Source organism: Streptomyces sp. NPDC032721, from assembly GCF_055579625.1.
The window spans coordinates 145,837-160,488 of the sequence record NZ_JBVIMX010000003.1 but is presented as its reverse complement, the minus strand read 5'-3'; the positions used below and the strand labels follow the sequence as shown (position 1 = coordinate 160,488).

10 protein-coding genes are annotated in these 14,652 nt (G+C 71.4%); 3 read left to right on the top strand and 7 right to left on the bottom strand.

Annotated features, from left to right (window positions below):
* Positions 1 to 42: 42 nt before the first annotated feature.
* From ACZ5PB_RS08885 to ACZ5PB_RS08855, 7 genes are all read right to left on the bottom strand, one after another.
* Positions 43 to 933, bottom strand: a complete 891-nt coding sequence (locus tag ACZ5PB_RS08885; RefSeq protein ID WP_468689142.1) for a pectate lyase — start codon at positions 931 to 933, stop codon at positions 43 to 45.
* 211 nt (positions 934 to 1,144) lie between these two features.
* A complete protein-coding gene (locus ACZ5PB_RS08880; protein ID WP_468689140.1) occupies positions 1,145 to 2,158 on the bottom strand; it encodes a LacI family DNA-binding transcriptional regulator in 1,014 nt (337 codons plus the stop codon).
* A 111-nt stretch (positions 2,159 to 2,269) separates the two neighbouring features.
* Entirely contained in the window at positions 2,270 to 5,020 is a 2,751-nt protein-coding gene (locus tag ACZ5PB_RS08875; protein ID WP_468689138.1) for an exo-rhamnogalacturonan lyase family protein, read from the bottom strand.
* 478 nt (positions 5,021 to 5,498) lie between these two features.
* On the bottom strand, positions 5,499 to 6,101 hold the full coding sequence (locus tag ACZ5PB_RS08870; RefSeq protein WP_468689137.1) for a hypothetical protein: 603 nt from the start codon (positions 6,099 to 6,101) through the stop codon (positions 5,499 to 5,501).
* Positions 6,098 to 6,952 carry a carbohydrate ABC transporter permease gene (locus ACZ5PB_RS08865; protein WP_468689557.1) on the bottom strand — a complete coding sequence of 285 codons (855 nt, stop codon included), beginning with the start codon at positions 6,950 to 6,952 and terminating at the stop codon, positions 6,098 to 6,100. The genes ACZ5PB_RS08870 and ACZ5PB_RS08865 overlap by 4 nt, the downstream gene beginning before the upstream one ends.
* 68 nt (positions 6,953 to 7,020) lie before the next feature.
* The gene (locus ACZ5PB_RS08860) at positions 7,021 to 7,995 is read right to left on the bottom strand and encodes a carbohydrate ABC transporter permease (RefSeq protein ID WP_468689135.1); all 975 of its coding nucleotides are present in this window, start codon (positions 7,993 to 7,995) and stop codon (positions 7,021 to 7,023) included.
* Positions 7,996 to 8,113: 118 nt separating this feature from the next.
* Positions 8,114 to 9,418 carry an ABC transporter substrate-binding protein gene (locus tag ACZ5PB_RS08855; protein ID WP_468689133.1) on the bottom strand — a complete coding sequence of 435 codons (1,305 nt, stop codon included), beginning with the start codon at positions 9,416 to 9,418 and terminating at the stop codon, positions 8,114 to 8,116.
* A 259-nt stretch (positions 9,419 to 9,677) separates the two neighbouring features.
* Between ACZ5PB_RS08855 and ACZ5PB_RS08850 the strand changes: the two genes are divergently transcribed.
* Genes ACZ5PB_RS08850 through ACZ5PB_RS08840 form a run of 3 tightly spaced genes read left to right on the top strand, consistent with a single transcriptional unit; the run spans position 9,678 to position 14,652 of the window.
* Positions 9,678 to 12,578, top strand: coding sequence for a glycoside hydrolase family 2 TIM barrel-domain containing protein (locus ACZ5PB_RS08850; protein ID WP_468689131.1), 2,901 nt, complete (start codon positions 9,678 to 9,680; stop codon positions 12,576 to 12,578).
* Entirely contained in the window at positions 12,575 to 13,747 is a 1,173-nt protein-coding gene (locus ACZ5PB_RS08845) for a Gfo/Idh/MocA family protein (protein WP_468689129.1), read from the top strand. Before ACZ5PB_RS08850 ends, ACZ5PB_RS08845 begins: the two co-directional genes overlap by 4 nt.
* Positions 13,744 to 14,652, top strand: coding sequence for a DUF6807 domain-containing protein (locus ACZ5PB_RS08840; protein WP_468689127.1), 909 nt, complete (start codon positions 13,744 to 13,746; stop codon positions 14,650 to 14,652). Before ACZ5PB_RS08845 ends, ACZ5PB_RS08840 begins: the two co-directional genes overlap by 4 nt.

The window sequence follows — 14,652 nt, the reverse complement described above, 5'->3', positions numbered from 1 at the left end:
TCGCGCAGGGGGAGGACCGGGCCGCCCGACGTTCGGCTGCTTCTACTGGTGGCTGATGTCCGAGGCCTGGTAGCGGCAGTGCGTGCCGTCCGGGCCGCTGCCGGTCTGCGTGGGCTCCTTGCCGGTGTTGTTGCCGGTGAAGCGCACGCACGGCTGGATCTTCTTCTTGGTGTCGCCGTGGATGCGGACGTCGCGCAGCGAAGCCGTGTCGCCGTAGTTGGTGTTGATGCCGATCAGGGACTTGCCGGGGGCGGTCACGTCGATGTCGTTGACGATGAGGGTGCGCTTGTACTGGGTCTTGCAGTTGCCGCAGGAGCGGACCAGCTTGCCGAAGTCGGCGACCTGGAACTTGGAGACGACCAGCTTGCCCGCGCCGTTGAACTGGAGGACCTTGTCGGACGCCTTGCGGGCGCCGCCGCCGTACACCTTGTACACGGATCCGGCGGACTTGCCCTTGAAGCTGGCGGCGTCCTCGCCGACGTCCTCCCACCAGACGTTCTGAATGGTGCAACTGCCCAGACAGTGCACGCCGTCGGCTGCGGGCGAGCCGATGACGATGTTCTTGAGGACGGCGCCGTCCGCGAGCTCGAAGACCGGGGCCTGGCCCTCGCCCTGGCCGCCGTCACCCAGGTCGCCGCTGCCGAAGTGGCGCTTCAGCTTGCCGTCGTAGGTGCCGGTGACCTTGACGGTCGCGGTGACGGGCTTGCTGCCGTTGGGGGTGGGCCAGGCGGGCGGGGCTTTGACGTCCGCGGCCCGGGGCGTGGCGGGGGCCTTCGCCGCGCCCGCGGTGGGCAGCAGGCTGGTGGTCAGGAGCGCGCCCGCGGTGAGCGCGCCGACACCGGAGAGGGCGAGGACGGCACGGCGGCGCGCGGTGCGCCTGCGGTGCGAGTGGGGAGCCCGGGGGGACTGGGGGGACTGGGGAGTGTGGGACATGCAGATTTCCCGTTCGTGGGTGGGGGACGGGACCGGCGGTGTGCCGGTCGTCATGCCGTTGTTGCCGCCACCGGTGAAGGGGTTGCCCTGGAGGACGAAATACTTACGGCACCCGCGTCGACCGCAGGACCCTGGACGGCACGCCGCACCAGCTCTCCGTCAACGACGCCCCGGTGCACAGCTTCTCGGCGCGATGGGGTGCGCGGCGCGGTCAGTGCGCGGCGAAGGTGGAGCGGCGTACCACCAGCTCCGGCTGGAGCACCATGCGGCGGTGCTCGTGATCCGCGTCCGCGAGTTCGGCAAGGAGCAACTCGGCTGCCAGCGTGCCGAGTTGTACGGCCGGCTGGCGTACGGACGTCAGCGGCACGGCGGCCGCCGCCGCGAACTCGATGTCGTCGTAGCCGACGATCGCCAGCTCGTCGGGTACGACGACACCTGCCGCGTACATCGCCTGGAGCAGACCGAGCGCCAGCAGGTCGTTGGCGCAGAAGACGGCGGTGGGACGCTCGGCGAGCCCGAGCAGACGGGCGCCCGCGTCGCGGCCGGCCGCGACGTCGAGCCGTTCGGTGGGGATCTCGCGCAGAGCCGCGGGCGGCAGGCCGGCGGCGGCCAGCGCCGCGTGCGCGCCCTCGCGGCGGTCCTGCACCTGCCGGAGCACGGCAGGACCGCCCACGTAGGCGATGTCGCGGTGCCCGGCGGCGAGGAGGTGGCGGACGGCGAGCGTGCCGCCGGTCACGTCGTCCACGGACACCGAGCACCCCGTGGTGTCGTCGGCGACCCGGTCGACCAGGACGAACGGGATGCGGTGGCGGCGGAACGCCTCCACGGTGCCGCCGGTGGCGTCGGCCGGGGTCAGCAGGACGCCGCGCACCCGCTGTTCGGCGAACAGGGAGAGGTACATGGCCTCCTCCGCGGGGTCCTGGGCGCTGTTGCAGAGCATGACGCCGAGGCCCGCGGCACGGGCGGTGCGTTCGGCGCCCCGGGCGACGTCCACGAAGAAGGGGTTGCCCATGTCGAGGACGAGCAGCGAGATCATGCGGCTGCTCCCGGCCCGGAGCTGACGGGCGGATTCACTGCGTACGTAGCCCAGGCTCTCGATCGCCGAGAGGACGCGGGCGCGGGTGGCCTCGGCGACGGAGGCGGGCCGGTTGATGACGTTGGAGACCGTGCCGACGGACACTCCCGCGGCTCGGGCCACGTCCTTGATGCCTACCGTGTCTGCCATCGGGTCCGAACTCCTGGGGCGGTGTGGTGCCGGTGACCGCGCGGCGCCGGGCGGCGTGCGGTCACCGGAATCGTACTGGTGGAGGGCGGGCGGGAGGTACGTCGCAGGGGCCTACGGCATGCGGTCGCCGATCAGCGCCAGGTTCTCGATGGCGGCGAGGCCGTAGAGGGCGGTGTCGTTCGTGTAGACCCAGTTCGCCTCGCTGCCCGGCACGAGCGCGGTCGGCCCCTCGACCTTCTCCGTCTTCCAGGGGGCCGATTCCTTGTACCCGTCGCTCCGGTAGAACTTCTCCCACGCCCGCGCGGCCAGCTTGGCGTCCCCGGTCTGGGCGGCGGCGTACGCGTCCAGACGCGAATGCCCCTGGAAGAGGATCAGCGAGCCGAAGTCCTTGCCGTAGCGCGCCCGCTGCTCGGCCTTGGTCGCGTTGAAGTAGCGGCAGTAGTCGAGGTACGCCTCCTTGAACTTCGGCATGTCCACCAGGTGGATCAGCTCGGCGCACAGCTCGCCCAGCCCGAAGACGGCAGACAGGTGCGACACCCCCACCTTGGCCTCCTTCTCGATCGCGAAGCGCCCGGTGTCCAGGTCGTACAGTCCCGTCCCCTGTACGAAGCCGTTGGGCTGCGCGGCGATCGTCTCCATCGTGGAGAGCACCCGCGCCTTCGCCTTCTCGGCCTTGGGGCCGCCGCGCTCCCACTCCGTCAGCCAGGCCGACACCAGGCCGCTCCAGTCCGTGCCGAAACCGACGGAGAGGGCGTGCCGGTCGGGGGTGTACGGCTCGGTGCGGATCTTCCGGATCGGATCGAGGACGAGGAAGGTCTCGTCGGAGTCGACGTTGGCGTGCATGAGGTCGCCGGTGCGCTCGTCGGCGGTGAGGAAGTAGTGGATGCGGCGGTACGTGGTGTTGGCGATGCGCTGCTGCTTGGCGCTGTCGGCGTAGTGCTGGATGCCGTGCCGGGTACCGAGGCCCGCCCATTTCCCCAGGTGGTAGACGTCGACCTCGCCGGTGTGCCGGGTCATGGCCTCGGCGAAGCGGAAGATGTCGGCGCGGCCGGAGCGCAGGTAGGCGTACCAGAGCCAGAGGTCCGGGGAGAGTTCGGAGTTGTCCCAGGCGTACCCGCCGACGTCGTAGCGCCACTGGTGGCGCACCGGGTCGTAGCTGTGCATGATGTCGCCGTAGTCCCAGAAGCCGTACCAGCGGCGCATGTCGACCTGGTCGCGGTAGTACGTTAAGAGGAAGTCGAGGTGGTCCTCGATCTTCGCCTTCGCGGGGTCGGACCGGTCGGGTTCGGAGAAGAGCCCGCCGAAGACCTTCGCTCTTATCAACTGCGCGGGCGGCGCGGCCAGTTGGGGCGGCGTGCGGACCGCCTGGGTCTCGCGGGCGTGGGCGGCGGCGCTCGGGGTGGACTCATGGGCCCAGAAGAGGAGTTCGCTGGTGCGGGCGATGCCGTACGGGGTGCCGAAGCCGGGCTCGTAGTCCTCGTACGTGATGTTGAGGCCTTCGAGCTGCTCGGCGTACGTGTCCTGGCCGAGGCCGTCGTGGTAGAAGCGCAGGTCCATGGGCGGGGCCTCGGGCGACCACAGCCACAGGGTGACCTCGGCCTCGTCGGTGTGCGCGTCGCGGACGTCGAGGCCGGCGGGGTGCTTCTCCCAGAAGTCGCGCAGCCCGAAGGAGAGCCCGCCGCTCGGCCCACCGACGTACCCGTAACCGGAAGCCCGTCGCCCGCCTCCTGCGGCGATCCACCCGTGTCCCTGCTTCGTCCGCTTCCGCAGGGTGAAGCCGTCGGCGGAGAGCTGGCTGAGGGTGTAGTCGCCCCACTCGGGAATCAGGTGCAGGCGGCTGGTCACGCGCTGGTCCCAGGTAGCGGGATCGGCGAGCTTCTGCCCCTCGAACTGGGCGTTCTGCACGGTGGTCCCGGGGTCACGGCGCAGTCCGGTGATCCCCTTCACGGCTTCGCGCAGGAGCCCGGTCCCGTCGCCGCCGAGGCGGACGTGCCGGTCGTACGAGGCGTCGCGCATCGGCACGGTGAAGCGCACCCCGAGCCCGCGCACGAAGTCGCCGCTCGCTCTGCCGGGCTCCTGCGTCCCGTCGTACGTCAGGGTGTGGACCATGCGGAAGGACTCGCCGCCGGCGTAGAAGTACAGCCGGACGGAGAAGGGCATCCAGCTGCGGCTGCCGCGCCGGTGCTTGCCGTCGATGCGGACGACGGCGCGGACGGGGCCGTTCTGCTCGACCTCCGTCTTCCCGATGACGCTCTCGAAACGTTCGTACGAGGTGCGGCCCTGGTCGCCGTCCTCGATCTCGCCCTGCCGCAGGAGAACGAGCCGGCCGTTCTTGGCGATCTCGGTACGGCCGCGCACGACGGACTTCACGAGAGCGGACCCGGAGGTGCCGATGCGGGCGGTGATGACACCGGTCGACACCTCGACGGCGCCGCCCCTGGCCGCGACGGTGATCCGCTGCCGGGGTGCGGCGGGGGTGCCGGCGGTGAGGGTGTACTTCTCGCTGCTCACACCGGGGCCGACGGCGTGCGCGCTCCACTTGAGGGAGCCGTCGGGCCACTGGGCGATCGGCCAGGTCTGCACGGGGACCTGTGTGCCGTCGGCGGTGGCCAGAGCGAAGGTCTGGTCCTTGGGGTACGCGCCCTTGGGCCAGGGGACGCCGAGGGTGGACCCGGGTGCGGCGCCGAGTCCTCCGGGCTCCAGCCACGTGAGGTCGACGGGGCCGGAGTCGGGGGCGGCTGCGGCTGTCCGGGCTCCCTGGGCGGCTTGGGCGTGCGCGCCGCCGAGCAGGGGCCCGAGGTGCGCGGCGGCCCCGGCTACGGCTGCGGCCTTGAGAACGGTGCGGCGTGGGTGGGTGGGCATGGGGATTCCTTCCGTGAAGTGTGGGGCGCGGTGGGCTGCCTGGAGGTGGGCCGGGTGACGGTGGGTCGCACGGCGGGGTGGGGGGCGACGCGTGACGTGGGTGGGAGACGACGGGTGGTGCGGGCAGCAGGGGCGGGTGACGTGGGCAGCAGGGGCGGGTGGTGCGGGACGGAAAGCAATGCGAGACGCGGGAGGGAAGGCAACGGGTAACGCAGGGCGGAAGGCGGCGGGTGACGCACGGGCCCCGACCGGACCCGCACCCCGACCCGTAACCAAGGCCGGAAGCCCAAAGGCAACGCACAGGACCCGACCGGCCCCGCACCCCCTCCCCGGCCCGCCCCGGAACGGGCTCCCCCCGGCCCATTCCGGAACGGCCCCCGCCCCGCGCCCGGGCCTCCCCCGGCCCACCCCGGCCCGCACCGCCCGGCTCCGGGTCGGCCGGAGCGTCGGCTCCGGCCCGGGTCCGGGGCGGCTCGGCTCAGCTCGGGTCGCGCCCCTCCCACCTGCGTTCCGCCGCGATCGCGCCCGCCAGCACCGCGCCCACGACCGGCACCGCCAACGGCAGTACCAGTCGGCCGGACACGGCGATCACCATGAAGCCCGCGATCACCAGCAGCGACCCCGCCGGGTCCCGGACCGTACGGCGGGCCGCCGCGCCCAACAGGGCCCGCCAGGACTCCCCCGGCTGCCAGCTCACCGCCGCCCGGACCCCGGCGACCAGGGACCCCAGGAAGGCCAGCACCCCGACCGTGCCGACGAACGCGCCGCCCGGCAGCCCGGCCCGGACCGCCGCCAGGTCGAGCCAGAGCAGCCACACCGCGATCCATCCGGCGACCCCGACCGCCCATCCCCGGCGCAGGGCGGTCCGGAAGTCGCCGAGGAACTCCCGTACGCCGCCCTTCTCCTGGTCGATGTGGCGGCGCAGGTGTCGCCCGCCCGCCGCGAGCGCCGCCGGATACGTGACGACCGGCACCGAGGCGACCACCACCCACACCCCCACCCACAGGCATTCCGCGAAGACCGCGAACCGGGCGGCGAAGCCCGGGAACCGCAGGGCCGCCCGGCCCTCCGCCGCGCTCATCCCTTCAGGCCCGAGGTCGCCATGCCGTCGATCAGGTAGCGCTGGAAGGCGAGGAAGAAAGCCAGCACCGGCAGCAGCGCCACCAGCGACATCGCGATCATGCCGCCGTAGTCGGCGACCGCGTCCTGGTCGACGAACATCTTCAGGCCCAGCGACACGGTGTACTTCTCCGGGTCGTTGAGGTAGAGCAGGGGGCCCATGAAGTCGTTCCAGGCGTGGATGAAGGTGAAGATCGCGCTGGTGATCAGGGCGGGACGGCACAACGGCAGCACGATCGACCAGTAGATGCGCAGGTGTCCGCAGCCGTCGAGCCGGGCCGCCTCGTCCAGTTCCTTCGGCAGGCCGCGCATGAACTGCACCATCAGGAAGACGAAGAAGGCGTCCACCGCCAGGTACTTGCCGAGCAGCAACGGCACCATGGTGTTGATGAGTTCGAGCTTCTGGAAGAGCACGTACTGCGGAATCATCAGTACGTGGAAGGGCAGCAGCAGCGTGCCGATCATCAGCGCGAAGAGCAGGTTCCGCCCGGCGAAGCGGATCTTGGCGAAGGCGTACGCGGCGAGTGAGCAGGAGAGGACGACGCCCACCACCGAACCGACCGCCAGTACGGTCGAGTTGACGAAGAAGGTCGACACCGGGATGTCGGCGATTCCCTCGCTCAGGCGGGTGTAGTTCGAGAAGATCGGGTCGGTGGGGAAGAGGTCCGGGCTGCCGACGATCTCCTCGCTCGGCTTGAGCGATCCGCCGATCACCCAGATCACCGGGTAGAGGACGACGGCGAGGACGGCGAGCGCCCCGAAGTGCCAGAGCAGCGAGCCGGTGCGGCGGCGCGGAGCACGCGGGCCGGCCACGGCCGGGGCCGGGCCTGCGGGGCCTGCGGGGAGGGAAGTCGGGGCTTCTCGGGGTATGTGGGTCACGGTCACCGGGCGTTCTCCTCGTAGTGCACCCAGCGCTTCTGCGACCAGAACAGCACCGCTGTCACCAGGCCGACCGCGATGAGCAGCATCCAGGCCATGGCGGAGGCGAAGCCCATCCGGCTGTTCTCGAAGCCCTGTTGGTAGAGGTAGCAGGTGTAGACGAGCGTGGCGTCGGCGGGACCGCAGGGGTTGCCCTGCCCGCCGAGGATGTACGCGGAGCCGAACACCTGGAAGGAGTGGATGGTTTCGAGCAGTACGTTGAAGAAGAGGACCGGCGAGATCATCGGAAGTGTGATGCTCCAGAAGCGGCGCAGCGGCCCCGCCCCGTCCACCTCAGCGGCCTCGTACAGTTCGCGCGGCACCTGCTTGAGGCCGGCCAGGAAGATGACCATGGGTGCGCCGAACTGCCAGACGGTCAGGGCGACCAGGGAGTACAGAATCCAGTCCGGGTCGCCGACCCAGCCGCCGATGTTCAGGCCGAAGAGCCCTCGCTGGGCGCGGTCGACGACCGCCCCGTCGCTGAACAGGGCCCGCCACACGATGGCGATGGAGACGCTCGCACCGATCAGTGAGGGCGCGTAGAACGCCGCCCGGTAGAAGCCCTGACCGCGGCGGCTCTGCGCGAGGAGCAGGGCGACGCCGAGGGCTGCCGCCAGTTTCAGGGGGGTGCCGATGACGACGTACTTGGCCGTCACCTCCACCGACTTCTGCCAGCGGGGGTCGGAGAACATCTCCTGGAAGTTGCTCAGGCCGATCCACCGCGGGGCGTCGAACAGGTCGTAGTCGGTGAAGGCGAAATAGAGCGAGACCGCCATGGGGCCCGCCGTGAGCAGCAGGAAGCCGGCCAGCCAGGGGGACATGAACAGGTAGCCGGCCAGGTTCTCCCGGCGACGGCCGGACCTTTGCGCTGCCGTGCCGGAAGCGGGGGCTCCGGGTGGGGAGGGGCGGGGTTGCCGCGTCTCCAGGGTGTGGGTCACTTGCCGTACCTCTCGGGCTTTCTTCTACGACGTCACAACGGCCTCGGGGACCGAGGCGGCCCGGCCGACCGGGCGGCCCCACGGGCCACAGCGGCCCCGGCGGCAGGGAGGTGCGGTCTCAGCCGTTGGAGGTGAGCGCGGTCTTCGCCTCGGCGAAGAACTTCTGTGCGGCTTCGCCGGGCGACGCCTTGCCGAGGGCCAGTTCGGTGGCCAGGCGGCTGAAGGTCGTCTCGACCACGTCGGCCCCGGCGGGGTGCGGGGTGATGGGTTCCAGCAGACCGCTCCCGGCGATCTTCGTCTCGTACGCGGCGATCTGCTTGCTCACCTTGTCCGTCGGCTGGAACGCCTCGAACTGCTTCTCGGTGGCGGGTACGCCCCGGTCGTAGCCCATGATCCGGCCGACCTCGGGGTCGTGGACCATGAAGTTGATGAAGGTCGCGACCTCCTTGGGGTGCTTGGTGCGGCGGGTGCCGCTGAGCATGAGCGAGCCCAGGTACTGGCCGGTCTTCCTGCCGTCGGTGGTGGGGACGGGGGCGATGCCGTACGCGCTCCTGCCCTCGGCCGCGTACCGGACGGTGAAGTTGTCCCAGGTGAACTCGCCCGCCGAAATTCCGGCCGCCGTCGCCGACTTGGGCTTGAGCTGCTCGACGCGCTTGGGGTTGGCGTAGAGGCCGGAGCGGGTGCGCTTCATCCCCTCGGTCCACTCGGCGACGAGGTCGCTCTCGTCGAAACCGAGGCCCTTGTCGGTGAAGAACGCCTTGCCCTTCTGACGCAGCACCAGGTCGTAGTAGTACATGATCCCGCCGGGTCCCGAGTCGCCCGCGACGCCCGTCCTGTCCTTGATCTTCTCCAGGCCGGCCAGCCACTGTGTCCAGGTCCAGCCGAACTCCGGGGTGACGCCCGCCTTCTCGTACAGCTTCTCGTCGATGATGTAGCCCATCGAGTTGGAGCCGACCGGCAGGCCGAGGAGCTTGCCGTCGATCTCGGCGAACTTCTCCAGTCCGGCCCGGAATCCGTCGGTGCTGAGGTTGCCCTCCCGCACCTGGGGCTTGAGGTCGAGGAGTACGTTGCGGGCCTCGTACTTGCGCAGGAAGGTGACGGCGTTCTGGATGACGTCCGGCGGGTTGCCGCCCGCCGCCTGGGTGTTGAACTTCTTCCAGAAGTCGGGGTAGGGCTGGAAGTCCGTCTTGACCTTGATCTTCGGGTACTTCTTCTCGAAGAGCGCGACCGCCTGGTTGATCCTCTTGGCCCGGTCGTCGGCACCCCACCAGGCGTACCGGATGGTGACCGCCCCGCCGCCGGAGCCGCCGGACCCGGCGGCGCCCCCGCAGCCGGCCAGCGTCGCGCCGACACCCAGGGAACCCAGAGTGGCACCGGCCGCCTTCAGGACGGTCCGCCGGTCAACGTGCCTGTGCGTACCCATGGTTGAACCCCTCGCCGCATGGTTGAATCGTTTTAAGGAAGCGCTTGCCGAGGAAATGTACGAGTGCGCATCTGAAGCGTCAACGGTTTGCGCAGCGATCTATTGAAACGATTCGAACGCTCCCCTCATAGCGGCCACCCGCAGGTGTCATTCGATATCCCGAACGCCGAACCGCACTTCGAACGAACCTTATCCAACCCTCTTGCCGAAGCCTCTGCCGGAACGGAGGCTGTTCTCCGTCCCCCGATCAAGGAGCCCGATGTCCACGCTGCCCCTCACGTACGTCGAAGACCCCGGCCCGGGGACCGGCGCCCTCCCCCCGCGCGCCTGGTACGCCACCTCGGACGCCACTCGCCTCTCCCTGAACGGAAGTTGGCGCTTCCGGCTGTCCGCGACGGCCGACGCGCACGACGACTCCTTCGCCGCACAGGGCCACGACACGTCCGGCTGGGACCGCGTCGAGGTGCCGGGGCACTGGGTCCTCCAGGGCGACGGCGCGTTCGGCGCCCCGGCCTACACCAACGTCGCGTACCCCTTCCCGGTCGACCCGCCGCACCTGCCGACCGCCAACCCGACCGGCGACCACCTGCACACCTTCGACCTGCCGGACACCTGGCCCGCGGGCGACGACTTCGACGACGGCAGCGACACCGTCCTGCGCTTCGAAGGCGTCGAGTCCTGCGCCCGCGTCTGGCTCAACGGCGAGGAGCTCGGGGACTTCAAGGGCAGCCGCCTCCCCCACGAGTTCACCGTCGGCCACCTCCTCAAGCCCTCCGGCAACGTCCTTGCCGTACGGGTGCACCAGTGGTCGTCGGGCACCTACCTGGAGGACCAGGACCAGTGGTGGCTGCCCGGCATCTTCCGCGAGGTGACACTGCTGCACCGGCCCGCCGGATGCGCGGGCGACTTCTTCGTCCACGCCTCGTACGACCACACCACCGGCACCGGCACCCTGCGCGTCGACTCGGACGTGCCCGGCCGGGTGACGGTCCCCGAGCTGGGGCTCGACCTGGCGACCGGCGAGAGCGCGACCGTCGCCGTGTCCCCGTGGACGGCCGAGACCCCACGCCTGTACGACGTCGAACTGGCCCTGCCCGGCGAACGCGTGCCGCTGCGGGCGGGCTTTCGGACCGTCGCCGTGGAGAGCGGCCTGATCAGGGTCAACGGCCGCCCACTGCTCTTCCGGGGCGTCAACCGGCACGAGTTCCACCCGCGCACCGGCCGCACCGTGGACACCGCGACGATGCGCCGCGACATCGAGCTGATGAAGCAGCACAACATCAACGCGGTCCGCACCTCCCACTACCCGCCGCATCCGGAATTCCTCTCCCTCTGCGACGAGTTGGGCCTGTGGGTGATCGACGAGTGCGACCTCGAAACCCACGGTTTCGAGGACCAGTTCTGGCGCGACAACCCCACCGACGACGACCGGTGGACGCCCGCCCTGCTCGACCGCGCCGCCCGTATGGTCGAACGCGACAAGAACCACCCCTCGGTCGTCATCTGGTCGCTCGGCAACGAGGCGGGAACCGGGCGCGGCCTGACCGCGATGGCGCAGTGGATACGCTCGCACGACTCCTCCCGACTGCTGCACTACGAAGGCGACCGGAGCTGCCGCGACACCGACGTGTACTCGCGGATGTACCCGCCGCACGAGGAGGTCGAACGGATCGGCCGCGGCCTGGACGGCGGCCCGGCCCGCCGCCGCCAACTCCCCCTCATCCTCTGCGAGTACGCGCACGCCATGGGCAACGGCCCCGGCGGCCTCAGCGAGTACCAGCGCCTCTTCGAGGCCCATGACCGCCTCCAGGGCGGCTTCGTCTGGGAGTGGATCGACCACGGCATCGAGCACCCGGCACTCGGGTACGCGTACGGCGGCGACTTCGGCGAGGAACTCCACGACGGCAACTTCGTCTGCGATGGCCTCCTCTTCCCCGACCGCACCCCCTCCCCCGGACTGATCGAGTACAAGAAGGTCATCGAGCCGGTGCGCATCGAGGGCCACGCCCCCTCGCACACGGTCCGCGTCACCAACCTGTACGACTTCTCGGACCTCTCCCACCTCGCCTTCACGTGGTCGTACCAGGTGGACGGCGAGACGGTCGACTCCGGCCCGCTGTTGGTGCCCCGGCTCCTGCCGGGCGGGACGGCGGAGGTGAAACTGCCGCCCGCGCCCGCCTCCCCTGCCGGGGAGACCCAGTGGACGGTACGGGCCCTGCTCGCCACCACCACCCCCTGGGACCCGCGCGAACACCCCGTTGCCTGGGGCCAGTTCACCGAACGGCCCGCCCGGCCCGCTCCCCCGGCCACCGGTGACCGGCCACGGCGCGACGGCACGCTGATCACCCTCGGCCCCGCCTCCTTCGACGCCCGCACCGGCGCCCTGCGCACCGTCGGCCGCACCGAGGTCGCCGGCCTGCACCTGGACGTGTGGCGGGCCCCGACCGACAACGACGCCGGCGCCGCCTGGCAGCCCGACACCCGCTACGGAACGCTCTGGCGCGAGCTCGGCCTGCACCGTATGCAACACCGGCTGGATGACGTGGAGTTCACCGACGACGCGCTGACCGTACGCGGCCGGGTCGCGCCCGCCGCCCGCGACCTGGGCCTGCGCACCGCCTACCGCTGGACCTCCGACGGAACCCGGCTCTCACTCGCCGTGTCCGTCACCCCGGAAGGGGACTGGACGGCACCCCTCCCCCGCCTCGGCATCCGCTTCGCGGTGCCCGCCTCGTACGGGTCGGTGCGGTGGTTCGGCGGTGGGCCCGGCGAGGCGTACCCCGACACCCGGGCCGCGTCCATGACGGGCCTGTGGCGGGCGGAGGTCGACGCGATGCAGACCCCGTACGTACGTCCCCAGGAGAACGGCGCGCGGGCCGACGTCCGCTGGGCCGAACTCAGCGGCCCGGACGGCGGGTTGCGGATGACGGGGAGCCCCCACTTCGCCCTCACCACCCGCCGCTGGACCACGGAACAGCTCGACGCCGCCGCACACCGCCGCGACCTGCTGCCGTCCCCCGACCACATCTGGATCAACCTGGACCACCGGCAGCAGGGCATCGGCTCGCAGTCCTGCGGACCCGGCGTCCTGTCCGCCCATCAACTTCGCGTCGAAAACGCGGAGTTCACCGTCACCTTCCTGCCCGTGGAGGGCCCGTGAACAGCACAGCCCCCCTGCCGGTCGTCCTGGCCGGAGCCCGGGGCCACGGCCGCCGGCACCTGGAGAACATCCTCAGCCTCGAAGCCCTCGGCCTGGTGCGCCTGGCCGGGATCTGCGAGCTGAAGCCGCTGGACGCGACGGAGCTGGCCGGACTCGTCGACCCGTCCCGGCAGCCCGCCCAATCGGCGGACTTCGGCGCACTCCTGGACTCCACGGGCGCGCGCGTCGCCGTCCTGTGCACACCGCTGCACACCCATACCGGCCTGGCGCTGGCCGCCGCCGCACGCGGGGTCCACGTACTGCTCGAAAAGCCGCCCGCTCCTTCGTACGCGGAGTTCACGCGGATGACGGACGGGGTGCGGGATGCGGGCACGGTCTGCCAGATCGGCTTCCAGTCGCTGGGCTCGCACGCGCTGCCGGCGGTGCGCGAGCTGGTCTCCGACGGAGCCGTCGGTGAGCTGCGCGGCATCGGGGCCGCCGGCGCGTGGGCACGGGACACCGCGTACTTCACCCGCGCCGCGTGGTCGGGCCGCCGTCGGCTCGACGGTGTGGACGTGGTCGACGGCGCGCTGACCAACCCGCTCGCCCACGCCGTGGCCACCTCCCTCGCCCTGGCCGGGAGTGCGCGTGCGCAGGACGTCGCGGCGATCGAGACGGAACTCTTCCGCGCGCACGACATCGAGTCCGACGACACGTCCTGTGTGCGGGTGACCACCACGAGCGGCCTCGCGGTCACCGTGGCGGCCACGCTCTGCGCGGCGCAGCCCTGTGCGCCGTACGTCGTCGTGCACGGCAGCCGGGGCCGGATCACCCTGTGGTACACGGAGGACCGGGTGCGGGTGGAGCGCGACGGGGAGAGTCCGTACGACGTCTCGTACGGTCGCAACGACCTGCTGGAGAACCTGGTGGGCCATCTGACGCGGGGCGAGCCCCTGCTGGTGCCGCCGGAGAGCACGGGGGCCTTCATGCGGGTGGTGGAGGCGGTTCGCACCGCCCCCGACCCCGTCGCCCTGCCCGCCACCCACTGGCGGACCGGCGTCGGCGAATCGGCGCCGCGCCGGATCGTCGACGGGGTGGAGGCCCTGGTCGCCGCGAGCGCCGAAACCCTCTCCCTCTACTCCGAACTGGGCGCCCCGTGGGCCCGGCCGACCGAACTGAGCACACGATGAACTCCCTTCTGATCCTGAGCGGTTCGAGCCGGGAGGTGGCCCGCTACCGCCACCGTCCGGACGTTCCGGCGGGGCTGTCCCCGCGCCCGTACCTCCACCCGGTGCACACGCTCGGCGGCGCCCTGGTCACGGAGGAGCTCCCCGAGGACCACCCCCATCACCTGGGCGTCGGCGTGGCCGTGCCCGACGTGGACGGCATCAGCTTCTGGGGCGGCAGCACGTACGTACGCGGCCAGGGCCCGCGCCGTCTCGACAACCACGGGGTGCAGGTGCACCTGGGCCGGCAGCGCCGGGAGCCGGGCGGCTTCGACGAGGCGCTGAGCTGGCGAAGCAACGGGGAACCGGGCGCCGAGGAGCTGATCCGCGAACTGCGCACCGTCACCGCCCGCGAACTCGACTCCCGGGCCTGGGCGTTGGACTTCTCCTTCGCCCTCACCAACTCCACCGGCCGGGCCCTCTCGATCGGCAGCCCGGCCACCAACGGCCGCCCCGGCGCGGGATACGGCGGCTTCTTCTGGCGGGCGCCGAAGGAAGCCGCGGCACCCGAGGCGTTCACGGCCGACGGGAACGGGGAGGAGTCGGCGCACGGCAGCCGTGCGGCCTGGGTGGCGGTCGCGGGCGGCGACGGGGGCACGGGCGCAGGCGCGGGCCACGGCTGGACGCTGGCCTTCGCCGGGGCGACGGAGGCCACCCGGCGCGACCCGTGGTTCGTACGGACGTCGGAGTACCCGGGGGTCGGCTCGTCGCTGGCCTGGTCGGAACGCCTGCCGCTGGGAGCCGGGGAGACGGTGACCCGGCGGGTCGTGACGGTGGTGGCGGACGGACGGCCGGACCGGGACGCGGTGTCCGCGTACGTGAACACAGCCGTGGCGGCTGCCGTATCCGCCGCGACGAAGGGAGACTGA